The sequence below is a fragment of the Tenacibaculum halocynthiae genome, assembly GCF_964512825.1.
In the GTDB taxonomy this organism is placed as follows: Bacteria; Bacteroidota; Bacteroidia; order Flavobacteriales; family Flavobacteriaceae; genus Polaribacter; species Polaribacter halocynthiae.
The window spans coordinates 408,602-426,042 of sequence record NZ_CAZELG010000028.1; the positions used below are offsets into that span (position 1 = coordinate 408,602).

The window sequence follows — 17,441 nt, forward strand, 5'->3', positions numbered from 1 at the left end:
ATTTTCTTTAAACAAAGATAGCTTTGTTTTTTTAAAATAAAAATTTATTTGATAAAAATTCTCAAAACTAGGTTTGGAGTCATACCTAAAGATAGCTGCTCACTTTGTTGAATACTATATTTTGTACCATCCCAAACACTACTATAACTTCTCCTCAAGTAGTTTGTTCTGTCGTATAAATTTAATAATGAAATCCCTATTTTTCCTTTCCACTTTTTATTTTTATCAAAATTAAAAGAATAACTGGATGATAAATCCATTTTATGGTAAGCTGGCAGTCTTTTTGAATTAAGATCTCCTAAGACAAGATTTCCATTATTTTCAATTCTTTCAACTGGTGAATAAGGTGTTCCTGTTTTCCAAACCCATGCTAATGAAAAACTAAAGTTACCTAAATTCAAATTATGTGCCCACAAAAAACTATTGGTTGTATCAAAATTTGTAGAGAAAAATTTCCCATTATTAACTTCATCAAAAATATACCTAGATTTACTGTAACTAAAGTTCACCCAAGTATTATAATTGTTAATAGATTTTTTTAACAATACATCAACTCCATCAACCTTACTTGTACCTTGATAAAAACCTCTAATATTTCCTTCAGTAGCCTTTGTAGCTGAAGTTACTCCTTTACTATACTTTCTGTAATAATCTATGTCAAATGTTAATCCATTAGCTTTATATATAGCACCGAAAGTATACTGTTTATTTCTTAAAATTGGTAACTCTTCATTATCAATCAGCAACCAAACTTCATTTTCTAAACCAAAATCTGAAGTATGAACTTCTAACAACCTTCCTATATTTTGCTGTTTGAACTCAAAAGAAGTTTTAAATGATAAATTAGGTAATAATTGTTGTTGAAAATAGATTCTAGGTGCAAAATAAACTTTATCAGAAAGTGTAAAATAGTTTGTTCTAACTCCTACGTTTACAATTGTTTTTTTATAATTATTAAATCCATAATTAAAAAACCAAGCATGGGAATTATTATTTCCAGAGTCAGCTATTTTATATTTTGTACTTGAAATTGTAGATTTAACTCCTCTTTCAATACTGTAACTTACACTATTATTTGAAAATTCATAACCTGTTAGAAAAGACGATTTTTCATTTAATTTTTTCTCAAAAACACTTTTAAATCCTAAATCTTTAATGATATTACTTTTCAGCGCCTTTTGCGTGTATGGACTACCATAGTCAAATGATCCATTGTATTCATAATTCAAATCATAAGTTGATGAATAAAAATTTGTTCTTAAAATAGAATTATTTCCTAGTTTACGTTCCCACATAGTTCTAATTCCAGTATTCTTTATTTGTAAATCATCTTCTGTTATATACCTATTAGAGTTTTTAGTATTAAAAACATAGTTTAATTTATTCCTAACTAATAAATAATTAAATGTAATAATATCTTTAGAAGAAGGTTTATAAGTAAGTTTGGAATTAACATCAAAAAAATAAAAATCATTTTTACTATCATATAATTCTGTCCCAACACTTTCGTTTCTTGATATAATTGAGTTTTGAAAAACTTTTTTTGATAATCTATTAAACGTATTTGTTTTGAAAACGTCAGTAAAAGATCTTCTTCCTGATAAAGAAATTCCAATTTTTTTTGAAATAGGTATATTCATAAACGCATCAAAATGTGTCATATTTACACCAAACCCTCCATTAAAACTTTTAGGTATTTCTTTATTTGTTTCTATATCAATTACACCAGAAGTATGATTACCATATTCAGCACTAGCTCCACTTTTAAAAACTTTAACCTTATCAACAATATAAGGATTAAATGCAGATATCATTCCAAAGAAATGTGATGAGTTATACATTTTAATACCATCAAAAAGTATTAAATTCTGTTCAGGAGTACCTCCTCTTATAAACAAACCTGAAGCAGTTTCATCAGGGCTGTTAATTCCTGGTAATAATTGTACACTTTGTAATATATCGGGTTCAGTTAATCCAGAAACTGTACCTAACTTTTTAGGAGAAATTACTAAAGATCCATCAGTTTTTTTATCAATACCTCCAACCATGTAGTCGGAAACTAAAACTTCTTCTAATAAAGTAGTAGATTCACTCAATATTAATGATAATTGTTCAGAAGTCAATTCTTCATTGACTATTAATGTTTTAGTATCATAACCTATAAAGGACACTTCAACTTTATCACCTTCAATAAGATTAGATAGTTTAAAAAAGCCATTTTCATTAGATATCACACCTTTGTTTCTACGTAACGAAACAACACTAGCTCCTTCAATTGGCTTTTTATCTTTTTTATCAAAAATATTTCCACTAATTTGATATAATTTTCCTGATTTTGAAACAGTAATGTATCTTTCTGTTATTTTTTCAAACCTTAATTTAAAATTAATAGCTATTTTATCAAGAACTTTGTTTAGAGGTAGATTAATAAATGAGTTTTCTACAAACTTATTTTTAATGAGTTTATCATTGTAGGAGAATTTTATTTCATGTTTTTTTTCTAAAACAACAAAAAGGTCTCTTAATTGTATAGAGTCCTTTTGTTTATTTTTTTGAGCATGTAAAGAATTTATTGCCCAAAAAAAAGGTAATATTAATAAAACATGAAATTTAAAATTCATTTACTTTTTAACTAATGTAACCATTTTTGTATCTGTAAAGATAACTCCTATTTTCATAGGTTCAAAAACAGTTTTTAAAGCAACTTTTAAATTGTCATGAGTATAACTTCCAGTAAACTTTTGAGTTAGGTCTATATCAGAAGTTTTTATTTTAATATGATATTGATTTTCAATAGATAAAACTATAAATTTCAAGGCTATACTTTTAAATGAAGTTTCTCCATTTTTCCATGTAGGCTCTTCTTGATCTATATTCCATTTTTCTTCTAGACCATTATTAAAATTCCTTACTGCTTTACCTTTTGTTAAAATATTATTAGTCTTTCCAGAGTTTACTCTTACTTTACCTTCAAAACAATGAACTTCAATATATTCCTTGTTTGATTGAACATTGAATTGAGTACCTAGTACTTTAACCTCCCCTAAATCGGTAACTACTTTAAAGGTTTCTCCTTTTTTCACTTTAAAATGTGCTTCACCTTTCAAAAATAGTTCTCTAGAGCTCTCCCAATCTCTTTTTTTGAAACTAATTGATGATTTTGAATTTAAAAGCACTTCAGAACTATCTGGTAATATTATTGCTAACTGTTCACCATAACCAGTTTCATGGCTTTTAGAACTATTAAAAAAATATAAAGCACTAAATATAATTAAAACTGACGCTGCTGCTGATAACCAATTTAGTTTATAAACCTTAGACTTTCTTTTTTCTGTACTTAACAAAGCACTTGTACTTTCTTTTATACCTTCAAATACCTTTTCTTTTTCAAATATAGGTTCTTCAAACTCTGACGATACATTCATTATTTTTTCATACAAAGCATAATCAGAAGTCTTTTTAAAATCTTCTAATTCATTTTTTGTAAGCTGATTATTTAACCACTTAGCTAAAAAATCATCATCTATCTTTTTATTCATTTTCTGCCTTTCTTATTGTATAACAAGTAAAGTATAAGCTACCCTACTTTAAATTCCTCCCTATTTTATCTCTTAATGCTTTTAATGCCAAAGACATTCTTTTTTCTACTGCTTTAACAGATATATCAAGCATTTCAGCAATTTCTCTATATTTTTTTTTATCAATTCTATTTAATAAAAAAACTTCACGCTGTTTTTCAGGTAAATCTGCTATAGCATTTTTAAGCTTACTTAAAAACTCTTTCTCTTCAATTATAAATTCGGGGGTCTCATTTGTGTAACCTTTCTTGTTTTCAGAAGAATGCTTCAATACAATTTTTTTATGTGCAACATGATTTAAAAACATGTTGTTAGCAACAGTAAATAAAAATGATTTAGCTTTTTCTATAAGTACTTTTGAACAATTCTCCCATAACTTAATGAAAGATTCTTGAACAAAATCTTCTGCTAAATCTTTATCACCACATTTGTAATACATAAAATTATGTAAAGATTTTGATTGTTTATCATAAACATCTTCAAATACTTTTGGTTGACAAATTGTTTTTTTTGTTTTCATTGCAACAAACTTAACATTTTTTTAAAAAAAAGGTAGGGTATTTTATTTTTTAATTGTTTTATAACAAATTAATTATATACTGGGTGCTATTAGTGAACCTTAACCCTTCTTAAAGCTAATGGCACCATTTTTTATTTTCTTTTTAATTTCCTTTTTTCACTATTTAACTTACTAGTTGTTGTAATTTTGTAAAATGCATAAAACTTCAAATAATTCTAAATTAGAATTCATTACTTTAATGGCTTCTTTAATGTCATTAGTTGCCTTATCTATTGATGCTTTACTACCTGCTTTGGATCAAATAGGATACTCTATCAATCTAAAAGACACAAGTGATAATCAACTTCTTGTTACTATGATATTTTTAGGTCTTGGTTTTGGTCAATTAATTGCAGGTCCTATTTCTGATAGTTTTGGTAGAAAACCAATAATATATTTTGGCTTTATTATTTTTGTTTTAGCTAGTTTTATTTGTGTTACAGCTTCAAGTATTGAAATGATGGTAATTGGTAGAATTTTACAAGGAATTGGTCTTTCAGCACCAAGAACCATTAGTATAGCAATGGTACGTGATAGTTTTAGTGGTAACTATATGGCTAAAATAATGTCTTTTATAGTTGTAATTTTCATTTTAGTACCAGTAGTAGCTCCTTCATTAGGTAAAATTATGCTTGATAATTATGGGTGGAAATCTATATTTTATAGTCAATTAATATTTGGAATATTAATTATGATATGGCTGTGGAAAAGACAGCCAGAAACTTTAAAAAAAGAGCATAAAACTACTTTTTCATATAAGCTTTTTGTTAACGGATATAAAGAATTTAAAAAACAGAAGCAAGCATTTGTTTTTACTTTAATTTCTGGGCTAATTACAGGCTCTTTTATGGTATACTTAAGTGCTTCACAATATATTTTTCAAGAACAATATAGCTTACATGAAGAATTTCCTTTTATTTTTGCTGGGCTAGCTATTTCTGTAGGTTTTGCAACATTTTTAAATGGAACTTTAGTCATGAAGTTTGGTATGTTTAAACTAGTCTATTTTTTTACTTATGTTTTTATTCTAGTTCCTATTATTTATATCGCTTTATTTTATGGTTCTAAAAACCCTAGTATTGAAATTATTTTATTGTTTTTTGCGCTTCAATTTTTTTCGATAGGTTTTTTATTTGGAAACTTAAGAGCTTTAGCAATGCAACCTATAGGTCATATTGCTGGTATTGGCGCAGCATTTAATGGTTTTATATCTACAATAATGGCAGTTCCTATTGCTATGTTTATAGGTAGTTATATAACAACGACATCTATTCCTCTTTTTATAGGCTTTTTGGCTTGTGGATTACTTTCATTAGCGATGCTAGTATACGTTAAGAAAGAGGTACAATTATAAATCAAATCATTCATTTAAAAGTATTTTTAATTTTGAAACTAGAAGTTATTTATCAAGACGAGTATATAGTTTGTGTAACAAAACCTAACAATGTTGTTGTACATCATGCACATCATTCTAGAAATGTTTCTGACGAAAAATCATTATTACAATTACTTGATGAACAAATTAAGGGTAAATATTATCCTATTCATAGACTAGATAGAAAAACTTCAGGAATTATTTTACTTGCTAAAGAAACCAAGTTTGTTTCAAAATTTCAAAACCTTTTTACAGAAAGTTTAATTCAAAAAACTTATTATGGGATTGTAAGAGGTCATTCTCCACAAAGTACCATTATTGATAGTCCAGTAAAAGGAAGAGATTCAAATGTATACAAAGAGGCAGAAACTAAACTTGAAACTATAAAACAGAAGATTTTAGATATACCTGTAAAACCATATGATACATCAAGATATAGTTTAGTGAAATTAACTCCAAAAACTGGAAGATTACATCAATTACGAATACATACAAACAAAATAAGTCACCCCTTAATAGGTGATCCAAAATATGGAGATAAAAACCATAATATGATGTTTATTGAAAATTTTGATTGTGACAACTTATTTTTACATGCATATAGTCTTGAATTTATTCATCCTTTCTTAAACAAAGAAATAAAATTAACATCTAATTTCACTGAGAATTGGAAAGTTATCTTCGATAAATTCAATTGGGAAATTTAAGAAAATAGTACTAAGAATACTATAGGAAACAACATCCCTAAAACGGCTAATTTCCAACCTCTTTTAGAAAAACCATTTTTACCAGCAGGAATTAAAACTCCAGTAATTGCTATTAATAACATAGCTACTCCAAAAATATCTGAATACCAAATCCAAAAACTATTAGTAGACTTGTGTAAATACATGGTATGTCCTAGTAATGGTACTTTTCTCTTGTACTCTATTATTCCTTTTCCTGTAGCTGTATCAACATCTAATATTATATTTCCTTTAAAATATACTCTAAGTGTATTATTTCTTACTCTATGGCCATCATATTTTTCATCTATATTCCTTACTTCTTCTTGAATATATTCTTTCGTTAACAAATCTAAGTTTTCAGGCAAATTAAGTTGAACGTCTTTACTTTCGAAAGTATAATTCATAGGATACCAATCTTCTCTGTGATTTAAAATAATTCCTGAAAAAGAAAAAGCAATAATTAAACCTACATAAAAATAAGCAAAGTCACGATGTAAACTTCTATTTGTTATTTTCATTATATTAAATAATATTTATTTTTCAAATATATTGAATTAACCCGAACTATTATGATACTTTATATTTTCTATATCTAGAAATTACTTTACATTAAGTCAATAAAAAAACTGCCTTTAAATAAAGGCAGTTTTTTTATTACTTTTTTTAGAAAGAACTATATTTCTTTAAAAATAGCATGCATTAAACGCTTTTTATCATTAATACTTTCTTCTAATGATATCATAGTTTCAGTTCTATTTACACCATGAATGTCATCAATTCTATAAATAATATCTTTCGCATCGTTTGTGCTCTTTGCTCTAACTTTACAAAAAATATTATATTTTCCTGCTGTAACGTAAGCTACAGTTACATTAGGTATTAATCTTAAGCTTTCTAAAACATGTTGTGTCATTGATGTTTTTTCTAAAAAAACACCTACATGAGCTATAAAAGAATATCCCATTTTTTCATAATTCAATGTCAATGTAGATCCTTCTATTATACCTTCATCTTCCATTTTCTTTACTCTTACATGAATAGTTCCTGCAGACACTAATAACTTCTTAGCTATATCAGTAAAAGGTGTTCTAGCATTTTCTATTAAAATGTCTAAGATTTGATGATCTATTTCATCTAATACAAATTTCTTCATTTTTGTTTTATTTCAAGTAATACTGCTAAAATATGATTTTTTTTCAATTTTTATATACTTTCATTAGAAGAAAAACAAAGATCAATCATTTATGTTAAATTCTTGATGGGACAAATATGATTTTAAATCTCCTTCTTTCTCCTTAATTAAAGTAAGCACAAATTTATTACTTTCTATCTTCTCAGCGTACTGATATGCTATATCTTTTTCATTATTTTTTGATCTATAAATAACATCATAGAAGTTCTTGATATTGTTAGGAATAGAAAAATATTCTTCATAATTACTGAACTCAGTATTTGTTGAAATATGAAAAAAACCTTGAATTAAAGCATAAAAATTGAACTTTCTTACTTCTTCTCTGTCATAATCATCAGGATAATGACCAGCTTCAATCAAAATAGTATTATGTCCTAATTTTTGAAAGTTATCTCCAGTTGCTGTTGGATAAAACTCGTCTGTATATCTTCCAACATGATTCGGTATGATTTGCTGCAATAACTTATTCATTGCTATAATCACATTCATCGTTTCTGCTCTACCCTTAGTAATTTGCCTAGATTCTTCTTCTGAAGGGGCTAAAAACGAAATTGTTGCTGGATTTGAAGTACCTTCAACGCCAAAAATTGTTCTTTGATCATGCAAATTAAAACAGAATTCTGGATTAATTTCTTCTAAAACAGACCTTAAAAGCTTGCTTTCTTTAGCTATTAAATCAACAGCATCTCTATTTAAATCAATATTATTTGCATTAACTCTTGTATAAGCATGAGCTCCATCAGGATTTAGCATTGGAATAATATGAATTTCAATATTACTTAAAATAGTTTTAATTATGCTTTTTGAAGAATTTTCATTTATAAAGTTTAAAAAATCAAAAACCGCTTTTGTTCCAGTACTTTCATTTCCGTGCATTTGACTCCACATGAAAACTTTTTTCTTTCCTCTTCCTAATTTAAGTTTATAAATAGGAGTGCCTTTTTCTGAAGTACCTATAATTTTTGATTCAATATAATTAGGTAATTTTGAATATAAACTTTCAATATCTTTAAAAGTGATCCACCTACCTTTAAGTCTATCTTCTTTTATAATGAGATATTCTTTTTCTAAAGAATTAATGTCTAATATTTCCATTTCTTAAATTAAATAGCAAACCATTCAGAAACTAATTGTTTTTCTATTGATTCAACTGAATTATGTACATAATCATTTTTAGCTAAACTATAATGATAATCTTTTGACCATTCCTCAATATTTTTAGCTAATAACTTTAATGAATCACAAATATAATTTACTTCTTCATTAGTAATTGTTGGATGTATTGATAATCGAACCCAACCTGGTTTATCTGTACTACAGCCTTCTAAAATTTTATCTTTAATTTTATGAGAAGTATTTTGGTCTACATTTAATAAAAAATGTCCATAAGTACCAGCACATGAACACCCACCTCTTGTTTGAATTCCAAAATGATCATTTAATAATTTAACGACTAAATTAAAATGATATTTTTCAAAATAAAAAGAGAAAATACTTAATCTATCTTTATGTTGTGGCGCTAAAATTCTTACTCCACCTATACTTTCTAAGCAATCAAAAATAACAGGATTTATTTCATCCTCTCTTTTTTTCATGCTCTCAGTTCCCATTTTATTCTTTAATTGTATTGATAAAGCAATACGAATTGTTTGTAAAAAAGCAGGTGTACCACCATCTTCTCTCGTTTCAACATCATCAATATAATCGTGTTCTCCCCAAGGATTAGTATATGTTACCGTACCTCCTCCTGGGTTATCAGGAATCGTATTTTTATAAAGTTTTTTATTAAACAACAATACACCTGAACTTCCTGGACCTCCTAAAAACTTATGTGGGGAAAAGAAAATTGCATCTAAATGTTCATTTTCATTATCTGGATGCATATTAATATCTACATATGGTGCAGAACATGCAAAATCTACAAAACACAATCCATTATATTTATGAATTAATGCTGCAATTTTATGATAATCAGTTTTAATCCCTGTTACGTTAGATCCAGCAATAACTGATGCTATTTTTATAGGTCTATCGTTATATTTTTTTACTACTTCTTCAAACTTTTCTAAACATACTAATCCAGCATCATCACAAGGTACAACTTCTACATCCGCTATTGTTTCATACCAAGATGTTTGATTAGAATGATGTTCCATATGACTCACAAAAACTATTGGACGTTTCTCATCAGGAATTTGAGTATGTTCTTTTAAATTCTCAGAAACCTTTAAACCAAGAATACGTTGAAATTTATTAACAACTCCAGTCATTCCAGATCCTTCAGTTATTAAAACATCATCTTTATTAGCATTTACATGATCTTTAATTATATTTCTAGCTTTGGTGTAAGCCAAGGTCATAGCTGCACCTGAAGTAGATGTTTCAGTATGTGTATTAGCTACAAAAGGTCCAAACTCATTTAATAATTTCTCTTCAATTGGCCTATACAATCTTCCGCTCGCTGTCCAATCAGTATAAATAAGTTTTTTTTCACCATAAGGTGTTTTAAATGTTTGGTTTATACCAACTATGTTATTCTTAAATTCTTCAAAGTACAGTTCTAAACTCATAACTAAATTCTAAATTTACCTCCTATTAAAATATTATTTTGAAAAAAGTAAAATCCTTGTGATGCTGTATCAGAAGCATTTACAGTTGTTCTTATATTTGGCATATAAATATATCCTCCTTTGATATCAGCTTGTATAAAAAAGTGTTTTAAAAATGTAATATTTAACCCACCTCCTACTGACGCTCCATATCCAGAAAAATGAAAATCATCATGCCTTTCATTATTTAATAATGTTGTATTTGTTCTAGGAACAAGAACACCAACACCAACACCTTCTGTTAAATTAATTTGAAGATTTTCAAGTTCTAACCCAAACCACTTACTTATATCATCGAATCTATATAACTGAACATTTACGTAATTTAAACCATCTGTATGCTCAAATCGTAAGAAATCACTGGCTAAATTTATATCAGAGTTATTATAAACTCCATCATACTTTGGATTACCAACATTAATAGTACCATCAATTTTCACATCTTGATTTGGTACCATTACATATTTCATATGATCTACTCCAATTGAAATAGTATAGTTTTCTTTAAAAAAATATCCTATTCTAAAATTAGTTTGAGGTATTGTTACCCTTCCCGGATTAAAATAATCTCTAAAAGAAAATTTTGTAGGTCTATCTGTAGCTTTTACATTTTTTAAGGTAAAATCATAATTATTTCCTTTAAAATGTATATCCGAATCAGAATAACTTGCCCAATTCCACCCCCAATAAACAAAAAGCTTTCCTTTATTAGTTACCTTTTTAACCTTATTATCTTGTCCGTTCATAGATAAGGTAAAAAGGAACAATGCTATTGCTAAATATTTAATATTCAAAACTTACGCTATTATTTCTTCTATTTCTTTAATAAATCTTTCAGCTAATGCATCAGCTTTCGCTTGAGATATAGCTTCTGTATAAATACGAATAATAGGTTCTGTATTAGATTTTCTTAAGTGTACCCATTCCTCTGCAAAATCTATTTTAACTCCATCTATTATGTTAACCTCTTCATCTTTATATTTAGAAGCCATTTTTGTTAAAATATCATCTACATTAATTTTTGGAGTTAACTGTATTTTATTTTTACTCATAAAATAACTAGGATAGCTATCTCTTAGCTCTTTACACGATACTTTTTTATTAGCTAAATGAGATAAAAATAAAGCTACACCAACTAAAGAATCACGTCCATAATGTGAATCTGGATAAATAATACCACCATTCCCTTCTCCACCAATAACAGTATTAGTTTCTTTCATTTTCTTTACTACATTTACCTCACCTACTGCACTAGCGGTGTAAGTTCCTCCGTGTTTCTCAGTGACATCTCTTAAAGCTCTAGAAGAGGACAGGTTTGAAACTGTATTACCCCCTTTGTTTTTTCCTAATACATAGTCAGCACAAGCCACTAAAGTATATTCTTCACCAAACATTGAACCATCTTCAGATATTAATGCTAATCGATCAACATCAGGATCAACTACAATTCCTAAATCTGCTTTCTTTTTTACAACTAATTTAGATATATCTGTTAAGTTTTCTTTTAAAGGCTCAGGGTTGTGAGGAAAATGTCCATTAGGCTCACAATATAGTTCTATACATTTAACTCCTAGTTCTTTTAAAAGCATTGGAATAGCTATACCTCCTGTTGAATTTACTCCATCAACTACAGCTTTAAATTTAGCTTTTTTAATTGCTTTTTTATCAACTAAGTCAAGTTTTAAAACTTCCTTAATATGTTTTTTTATATAGTTCTTTTTCTTCTTATAGTTACCTAAATCATCTACTTCAGCAAATTGCAAATTATTGCTTTCAGCTAAAGCTAAAACTTCTGCTCCATCTGCTCCATCTATAAATTCACCTTTTTCATTTAATAATTTTAAAGCATTCCATTGTTTAGGATTATGTGATGCTGTTAAAATTATACCTCCATCTGCTTTTTCAATAGGAACTGCTATTTCAACAGTTGGCGTGGTAGATAAACCTAAATCCAATACATCTATTCCTAAGCCTACTAAAGTATTTGCAACTAAACTAGTAATCATCTTACCAGAAATACGGGCATCTCTTCCTATTACTATTTTTATTTTTTCTTTTTCTTGATTCTGTTTCTTTATAAATGTACCGTAAGCTGCAGCAAATTTTACTGCATCAATAGGCGTTAAATTATCACCTATAGCTCCCCCTATAGTACCTCTAATACCTGAAATAGATTTAATTAAAGTCATATTGTTATTTAATTTGATAACAAATATAACGGTATTTCAGAAATTAAAGCTTACATATAGGCATCTTTAAATGTAACAATTGTTACACTATACAGATATAAAAGATCCGTTAAATCTATACTTAACGGTAACAATTAAGAAAAATTAGTTTCTTGCTTTATATATAGTTTTTTGATATTTATCTCCGTTTTTCAATTCTTTATTTATAATACTATATCCAAAAGGCAATGTTTCTACTAATTTAGGGTTTTGAATTTCTTCACTATCCAATTTTTTAACCTCATAATTATTATCTATTATATTTCCAAAACTAATTACAGTTCCTCCTTGATATACTGATGGTCTGGGGATATTGCATTTACGAGCTTCAGAACTTGAAACCTGAAGAATCTTTATTGCTGTAAAGTATGGATGCTCCTTTGGAACGTCATTTTTAGAATAACTTTTTTTAACAAAAGTAGTTTTCTTACAGTCTACAAATTGATAGTCAAAACCTTTTTGAAATTTCATCTCTTTTCCAGTAACATTATTTGGATCTTGATATATTCCTTGAACATAACTTCCCTGATAAGGCTCATATAAACTTTCAATTGAATTTTCAACTTTTTTATATATTGTATTCCATTTATTCTGAATTGTTAACATCATTCGCTTGCCTTGACCAGAAGTAAAACTTGCATTTTCTAAAGACCTACAGGGCAAAACATTTGAACTCATAAAATTAGTTGCTGGAACTTGAGTAAAATCAATTCCGCATTTATTTTTATCTTTATCACCTATATATGTTGAACAATCTGAGTCAATTTCTGAATTCTCATAAGCCATTGAAGGTAATGTATCGTCTATATAATCATTTTGAGCTACCAAATTACAATTCGAATTATTCCAGTTTCTATATGTATGTTCTAATGAGAAATTATGACCAATTTCATGAGGTAAAGTAGATGTTAATAAATACTCATCATCTATTACACTGTTTATTCCTGGTTTATTTGATAAACCAGCTATTTTTCTAGAATCGTATTGACTATAACGTATCGTAGAAACGATATATACATTAAAACTGTTATTTTGATATTTACCTATACTTTTTGAGTATTCTACTAACTGACTAAATGTTCTGTTTCCTCCAATATATAATACAGACCTCCATGTGCTATTAATTTGATCATGCCCTTTATATTTAAAGAAAATTTTAAACTGATTAAATGTTTTATTCAAAATTGCTACAGCCTCAATTAAATCATTTTCACTTATTGGCACAGCACGGTTTCCATTATTTTCATTAACAACATGAAAAAACACATTAAAAACCTTTATTTCATAAGAAGGTCGTCGGTTACTATACCTAATATTATCACTTTCATCCAAATCATTATTTAATACTTGTTTAGAATCGACACATTGGGCTGGAGAAATATTATTAAGCTCCATATAATTTTCTACTTCACTTAATTTTAAACTTTTTTTATACAATTTGTTCAACATATCTTTTTGTGCTGAACTTTTAATACTAAATAACAATAATAATACAATACATAAATTTCTAGTTTTTTTCATTAGTAATAACATTTTTTAGAATTAGGTTCGTTTTAAGGGGGGTATAAAAACACCTTTCTATATCTGACAATGCTAGTAGTAGAAATATTTGTAGTAGTAATTTGGTAGTAGTTGTTTGGAGCTAAAATGCCAAATAAGAATTACTTGAAAAATAATTATAGTACACTAGTACATTCACTATAATTATTGATGAATCGAATTATCAATTGATTCACAGGACCTTATAAATTTAACACTTTTTTTTAAAAAAAACAACACTTTTGAAAAGTAACTTTTAAATACAAGGAATAAAAAAAGCCGTTACATGATGTAACGGCTTTTAAAAATTTATGGTTTTAGGAAATTTATTTTCCTTCCATTTTTTTCTTTAATTCAGCTAATCCACCGATATCACCTAAAGTAGTTTTTTCAGTTTCTTGCGCTTTTTTAGCAGCTGCTTTAACATTCTTTTGCTCTTCAGCTCTAAAGATAGAAGTATGAGAAACAACTATTCTACGGTATTCTTTACTGAATTCAATTACTTGAAATTGAACAGTATCACCTTTAGCTAATTTACCACCATCTTCTTTATCTAAATAACGAGAAGGTGCAAATGCTTCAACTCCATCAGCAAAAGCTACAGTAGCTCCTTTATCGTTTTTATCTTTGATAGTTCCTTCATGAGTAGATCCGATTGAATACGTAGCTTCATGACCATCCCAAGGATTATCTTGAGTTTGTTTATGACCTAAGTTTAATTTACGGTTTTCTACATCTAATTCTAACACTTGAACTTCTAATTTATCACCAACAGTTACGAAATCTGATGGGTGCTTAATTTTCTTAGTCCAAGATAAATCAGAAATATAAACTAATCCATCAATACCTTCTTCTAACTCTACAAACACACCAAAGTTAGTGTAGTTACGTACAGTACCTGAATGTTTAGAACCTACAGGATATTTAGTAGTAATATCAGTCCAAGGATCTGGGTGTAATTGCTTCATACCTAAAGACATTTTACGCTCTTCGCGGTCTAATGTTAAGATTTGAGCTTCTACTTCATCACCAACAGTTACGAAATCTTGTGCAGAACGTAAGTGAGTTGACCAAGACATTTCAGATACGTGAATTAAACCTTCAACACCATCTTCTACTTCAACAAACGCACCATAATCAGCTAAAACAACTACTTTACCTTTTACAGTATCTCCAACTTTTAAATCAGAGTTAAGTGCTTCCCATGGGTGAGCAGATAATTGTTTTAATCCTAATTGAATTCTTGACTTGTTATCATCAAAGTCTAAAATTACAACGTTTAATTTTTGATCTAACTCAACAACCTCATTTGGATGGTTGATACGAGACCAAGATAAATCAGTAATATGTACTAATCCGTCAACACCACCTAAGTCAACAAACACACCATAAGAAGTAACGTTTTTAACAACACCTTCTAATACTTGTCCTTTTTCTAATTGACCGATGATTTCACGTTTTTGATCTTCTAAATCAGCTTCGATTAACGCTTTATGAGAAACTACAACATTCTTAAATTCGTGGTTGATTTTAACAACTTTGAATTCCATAGTTTTTTCAACATATTGATCGTAATCACGGATAGGTTTAACATCAATTTGAGAACCTGGTAAGAAAGCTTCAATACCAAATACATCAACGATCATACCTCCACGAGTTCTACACTTAACAAAACCGTTAACGATTTCTCCAGTTTCATGTGCATTATTAACACGATCCCAAGCTTTGATTACACGTGCTTTTTTATGAGATAATACTAATTGACCAGAAGAATCTTCTCTTTTATCAACTAATACTTCTACTGTATCTCCAACAGCTAAACTAGGATTGTAACGAAATTCATTTAATGAAATAACTCCTTCAGATTTAGAGTTAATATCAATAATTGCATCACGATCAGTAATACGAACAACTTTTCCTTCAATAACATCACGTTCATTTACGAAACCTACTGTTCCTTCTAAAGCTTGTTCAAATTCTTTTAATTTAGACTCATCAACTTCATCAATACCTTCTTCGTATTTATGCCAATTAAATGTTGCTAAAAATTCTGCTGGGTTAACTGCTTCTGCAGTTGTTGTTTTTGTTTCTTCAGACATGTCTGAGAATAATTTTGTATCTTTTTATTAATCAGGATATTATCAATATTAATGCAAAGAGATATTAAACTTATAAATATATTTTTCTTACCTTTTCAATCCTGTTCTTGTAAAAAGGCGTGCAAATTTACGGATTATTTTTTAAGTAACCTAAATAGATATTACTTTAAGTACCTAAAAAAGAGCATACACCATTTTTTCTAGTGTTTTTTTAAGCAAATTAACTTTTATCAGATTCATTCCAATAATAACTATCGGGATAAATTCTGTCTCCAAAAATTGCTGTTCCTACTCGGATAATTGTAGCTCCTTCCTCTATTGCAATTTCTAAATCTTTACTCATACCCATTGATAATTCACTCATTTCTACATTCGGTATATTAAGCGCTATAACCTCCTTTTGTATTTTCTTTAAAAGTTGAAAACACTTTCTTATTTCATTCGATTTTGAACTTAACAAACCTATAGTCATTAATCCTTTAATATGAATGTTTTTAAATTTAGCTATATTTTTTATTAGCTCAATTGTTTCATTTGGGGCAACCCCAAACTTACTTTTTTCAAAAGAAGTATTTACTTGAATGAATATATCTATTTGTTTGTTTTCTTGTGCTAATTTATTTTGTAGTTTCTCAGCAACAGATAATCTATCAATAGATTCAATACAAGTTACCCATTTAAGCACTTCCTTAATTTTATTACTTTGTAAATGCCCAATAAAATGAACTTCTGGGTTCTTTTCTTTTACTGAATGACATTTTTGCTTAAGCTCCTGTACTTTATTCTCTCCAATAAGTGTTTCTCCTTGTTCTAAAGCAAAATTAATACAGTTTGGTTCTACTGTTTTTGTGGCTAATAATAAACGTACTTCCTCTTTTGCTCTGTTAGCTTTTTTACATGCTTTTATCATTCTATTGTGAATGACATTTAAATTATTTAAAATATTATTCATTTTAATTTAGAGTTCTTTATGCTCTAAACAATCTATTTCCAATTCAGTGTTTTTTAATTCTTTTTGAATTAGATTACAATAATGGTTATTCCCTTCTTTTTTATAGTGGTAACATGTTAAACACATGCGTTGAGTAGAAATTATATTCTTTTGATTTAATTGATAAATTAATTGCATTAATTGCTTTAAGAAAACTCCCTTTTCTATTTCAGATAAATAATCTATTGACTCATTTAGAGCGCTTGTAAAAAGACTTGCTTTTTTAACAATCTTTTTTCCTTTTGCTGTTAATTCAACTAAAAAACTTCTAGAGTCTTTCGGATTTACCTTTTTAACGAGTAACTCTTTTTTTAATAAAACTTTAATTGAATCACTAACAGTTGCTTTTGTTAAATCAAATTCAGTAGCCAAAAAACCTACCTTTAAGTTTTCTTTTTTATGTGTATCACAAAAAATCAGCAATTGTATTTGAATGGGACTAATTTTATACAGCTTACTTTCTTCCCAAAGTAATACTCTAAATGCTTTAGAAATACGTTCTAAACCTTGGGTTATTTTTCTATTTACTACTCCAGCTTCCAT

General features: G+C 28.0%; 15 protein-coding genes. 2 read left to right on the forward strand and 13 right to left on the reverse strand.

Features of this window, described 5'->3' with window-relative positions; genetic code table 11:
- Positions 1–44: 44 nt before the first annotated feature.
- From ACKTTQ_RS11090 to ACKTTQ_RS11100, 3 genes are read right to left on the reverse strand one after another with little or no spacing between them, the layout of a single operon-like run.
- A complete protein-coding gene (locus tag ACKTTQ_RS11090) occupies positions 45–2,621 on the reverse strand; it encodes a TonB-dependent receptor (protein WP_408049235.1) in 2,577 nt (858 codons plus the stop codon).
- On the reverse strand, positions 2,622–3,539 hold the full coding sequence (locus ACKTTQ_RS11095; RefSeq protein ID WP_408049236.1) for a FecR family protein: 918 nt from the start codon (positions 3,537–3,539) through the stop codon (positions 2,622–2,624).
- 43 nt (positions 3,540–3,582) lie between these two features.
- Positions 3,583–4,098 (reverse strand): RNA polymerase sigma factor, encoded by a 516-nt coding sequence (locus ACKTTQ_RS11100; protein WP_113787058.1) that lies wholly within the window; start codon positions 4,096–4,098, stop codon positions 3,583–3,585.
- A 193-nt stretch (positions 4,099–4,291) separates the two neighbouring features.
- Between ACKTTQ_RS11100 and ACKTTQ_RS11105 the strand changes: the two genes are divergently transcribed.
- Both ACKTTQ_RS11105 and ACKTTQ_RS11110 read left to right on the forward strand, forming a co-directional pair.
- A complete protein-coding gene (locus ACKTTQ_RS11105; RefSeq protein WP_408049237.1) occupies positions 4,292–5,491 on the forward strand; it encodes a multidrug effflux MFS transporter in 1,200 nt (399 codons plus the stop codon).
- Positions 5,492–5,523: 32 nt separating this feature from the next.
- Positions 5,524–6,219 carry a pseudouridine synthase gene (locus ACKTTQ_RS11110; protein WP_408049238.1) on the forward strand — a complete coding sequence of 232 codons (696 nt, stop codon included), beginning with the start codon at positions 5,524–5,526 and terminating at the stop codon, positions 6,217–6,219.
- On the opposite strand, the gene ACKTTQ_RS11115 is transcribed toward ACKTTQ_RS11110, so the two are convergent.
- The 10 genes from ACKTTQ_RS11115 to ACKTTQ_RS11160 all read right to left on the reverse strand — a co-directional run bounded on the left by ACKTTQ_RS11115 (position 6,216) and on the right by ACKTTQ_RS11160 (position 17,441).
- Entirely contained in the window at positions 6,216–6,758 is a 543-nt protein-coding gene (locus tag ACKTTQ_RS11115; protein ID WP_408049239.1) for a PepSY-associated TM helix domain-containing protein, read from the reverse strand. The genes ACKTTQ_RS11110 and ACKTTQ_RS11115 overlap by 4 nt on opposite strands.
- A gap of 155 nt (positions 6,759–6,913) precedes the next feature.
- Positions 6,914–7,393, reverse strand: coding sequence for an Lrp/AsnC family transcriptional regulator (locus ACKTTQ_RS11120; protein WP_093871072.1), 480 nt, complete (start codon positions 7,391–7,393; stop codon positions 6,914–6,916).
- 81 nt (positions 7,394–7,474) lie between these two features.
- The gene (locus ACKTTQ_RS11125; protein WP_408049240.1) at positions 7,475–8,527 is read right to left on the reverse strand and encodes a M14 family zinc carboxypeptidase; all 1,053 of its coding nucleotides are present in this window, start codon (positions 8,525–8,527) and stop codon (positions 7,475–7,477) included.
- Positions 8,528–8,535: 8 nt separating this feature from the next.
- Positions 8,536–10,002, reverse strand: coding sequence for an aminotransferase class V-fold PLP-dependent enzyme (locus tag ACKTTQ_RS11130; RefSeq protein WP_408049241.1), 1,467 nt, complete (start codon positions 10,000–10,002; stop codon positions 8,536–8,538).
- Between the two features lie 2 nt (positions 10,003–10,004).
- Positions 10,005–10,835: a hypothetical protein gene (locus ACKTTQ_RS11135; RefSeq protein ID WP_408049242.1), complete on the reverse strand. Its 831-nt coding sequence runs from the start codon at positions 10,833–10,835 to the stop codon at positions 10,005–10,007.
- Between the two features lie 3 nt (positions 10,836–10,838).
- A complete protein-coding gene (gene glmM, locus ACKTTQ_RS11140) occupies positions 10,839–12,230 on the reverse strand; it encodes a phosphoglucosamine mutase (protein ID WP_299133680.1) in 1,392 nt (463 codons plus the stop codon).
- A 144-nt stretch (positions 12,231–12,374) separates the two neighbouring features.
- A complete protein-coding gene (locus tag ACKTTQ_RS11145) occupies positions 12,375–13,790 on the reverse strand; it encodes a zinc metalloprotease (protein ID WP_408049243.1) in 1,416 nt (471 codons plus the stop codon).
- A 344-nt stretch (positions 13,791–14,134) separates the two neighbouring features.
- On the reverse strand, positions 14,135–15,907 hold the full coding sequence (gene rpsA / locus ACKTTQ_RS11150; RefSeq protein ID WP_093871066.1) for a 30S ribosomal protein S1: 1,773 nt from the start codon (positions 15,905–15,907) through the stop codon (positions 14,135–14,137).
- Positions 15,908–16,127: 220 nt separating this feature from the next.
- Positions 16,128–16,859, reverse strand: coding sequence for a YggS family pyridoxal phosphate-dependent enzyme (locus ACKTTQ_RS11155; RefSeq protein WP_408049244.1), 732 nt, complete (start codon positions 16,857–16,859; stop codon positions 16,128–16,130).
- Positions 16,860–16,865: 6 nt separating this feature from the next.
- Entirely contained in the window at positions 16,866–17,441 is a 576-nt protein-coding gene (locus ACKTTQ_RS11160; RefSeq protein ID WP_408049245.1) for a MarR family transcriptional regulator, read from the reverse strand.

What these genes read in the sequence shown, in the direction of transcription:
- ACKTTQ_RS11090 (WP_408049235.1), bottom strand. Translation starts at nt 2,621, where the DNA reads ATGAATTTTAAATTTCATGTTTTATTAATATTACCTTTTTTTTGGGCA.
- ACKTTQ_RS11095 (WP_408049236.1), bottom strand. Translation starts at nt 3,539, where the DNA reads ATGAATAAAAAGATAGATGATGATTTTTTAGCTAAGTGGTTAAATAAT.
- ACKTTQ_RS11100 (WP_113787058.1), bottom strand. Translation starts at nt 4,098, where the DNA reads ATGAAAACAAAAAAAACAATTTGTCAACCAAAAGTATTTGAAGATGTT.
- ACKTTQ_RS11105 (WP_408049237.1), top strand. Translation starts at nt 4,292, where the DNA reads ATGCATAAAACTTCAAATAATTCTAAATTAGAATTCATTACTTTAATG.
- ACKTTQ_RS11115 (WP_408049239.1), bottom strand. Translation starts at nt 6,758, where the DNA reads ATGAAAATAACAAATAGAAGTTTACATCGTGACTTTGCTTATTTTTAT.
- ACKTTQ_RS11120 (WP_093871072.1), bottom strand. Translation starts at nt 7,393, where the DNA reads ATGAAGAAATTTGTATTAGATGAAATAGATCATCAAATCTTAGACATT.
- ACKTTQ_RS11125 (WP_408049240.1), bottom strand. Translation starts at nt 8,527, where the DNA reads ATGGAAATATTAGACATTAATTCTTTAGAAAAAGAATATCTCATTATA.
- ACKTTQ_RS11130 (WP_408049241.1), bottom strand. Translation starts at nt 10,002, where the DNA reads ATGAGTTTAGAACTGTACTTTGAAGAATTTAAGAATAACATAGTTGGT.
- glmM (WP_299133680.1), bottom strand. Translation starts at nt 12,230, where the DNA reads ATGACTTTAATTAAATCTATTTCAGGTATTAGAGGTACTATAGGGGGA.
- ACKTTQ_RS11145 (WP_408049243.1), bottom strand. Translation starts at nt 13,790, where the DNA reads ATGAAAAAAACTAGAAATTTATGTATTGTATTATTATTGTTATTTAGT.
- rpsA (WP_093871066.1), bottom strand. Translation starts at nt 15,907, where the DNA reads ATGTCTGAAGAAACAAAAACAACAACTGCAGAAGCAGTTAACCCAGCA.
- ACKTTQ_RS11155 (WP_408049244.1), bottom strand. Translation starts at nt 16,859, where the DNA reads ATGAATAATATTTTAAATAATTTAAATGTCATTCACAATAGAATGATA.
- ACKTTQ_RS11160 (WP_408049245.1), bottom strand. Translation starts at nt 17,441, where the DNA reads ATGGAAGCTGGAGTAGTAAATAGAAAAATAACCCAAGGTTTAGAACGT.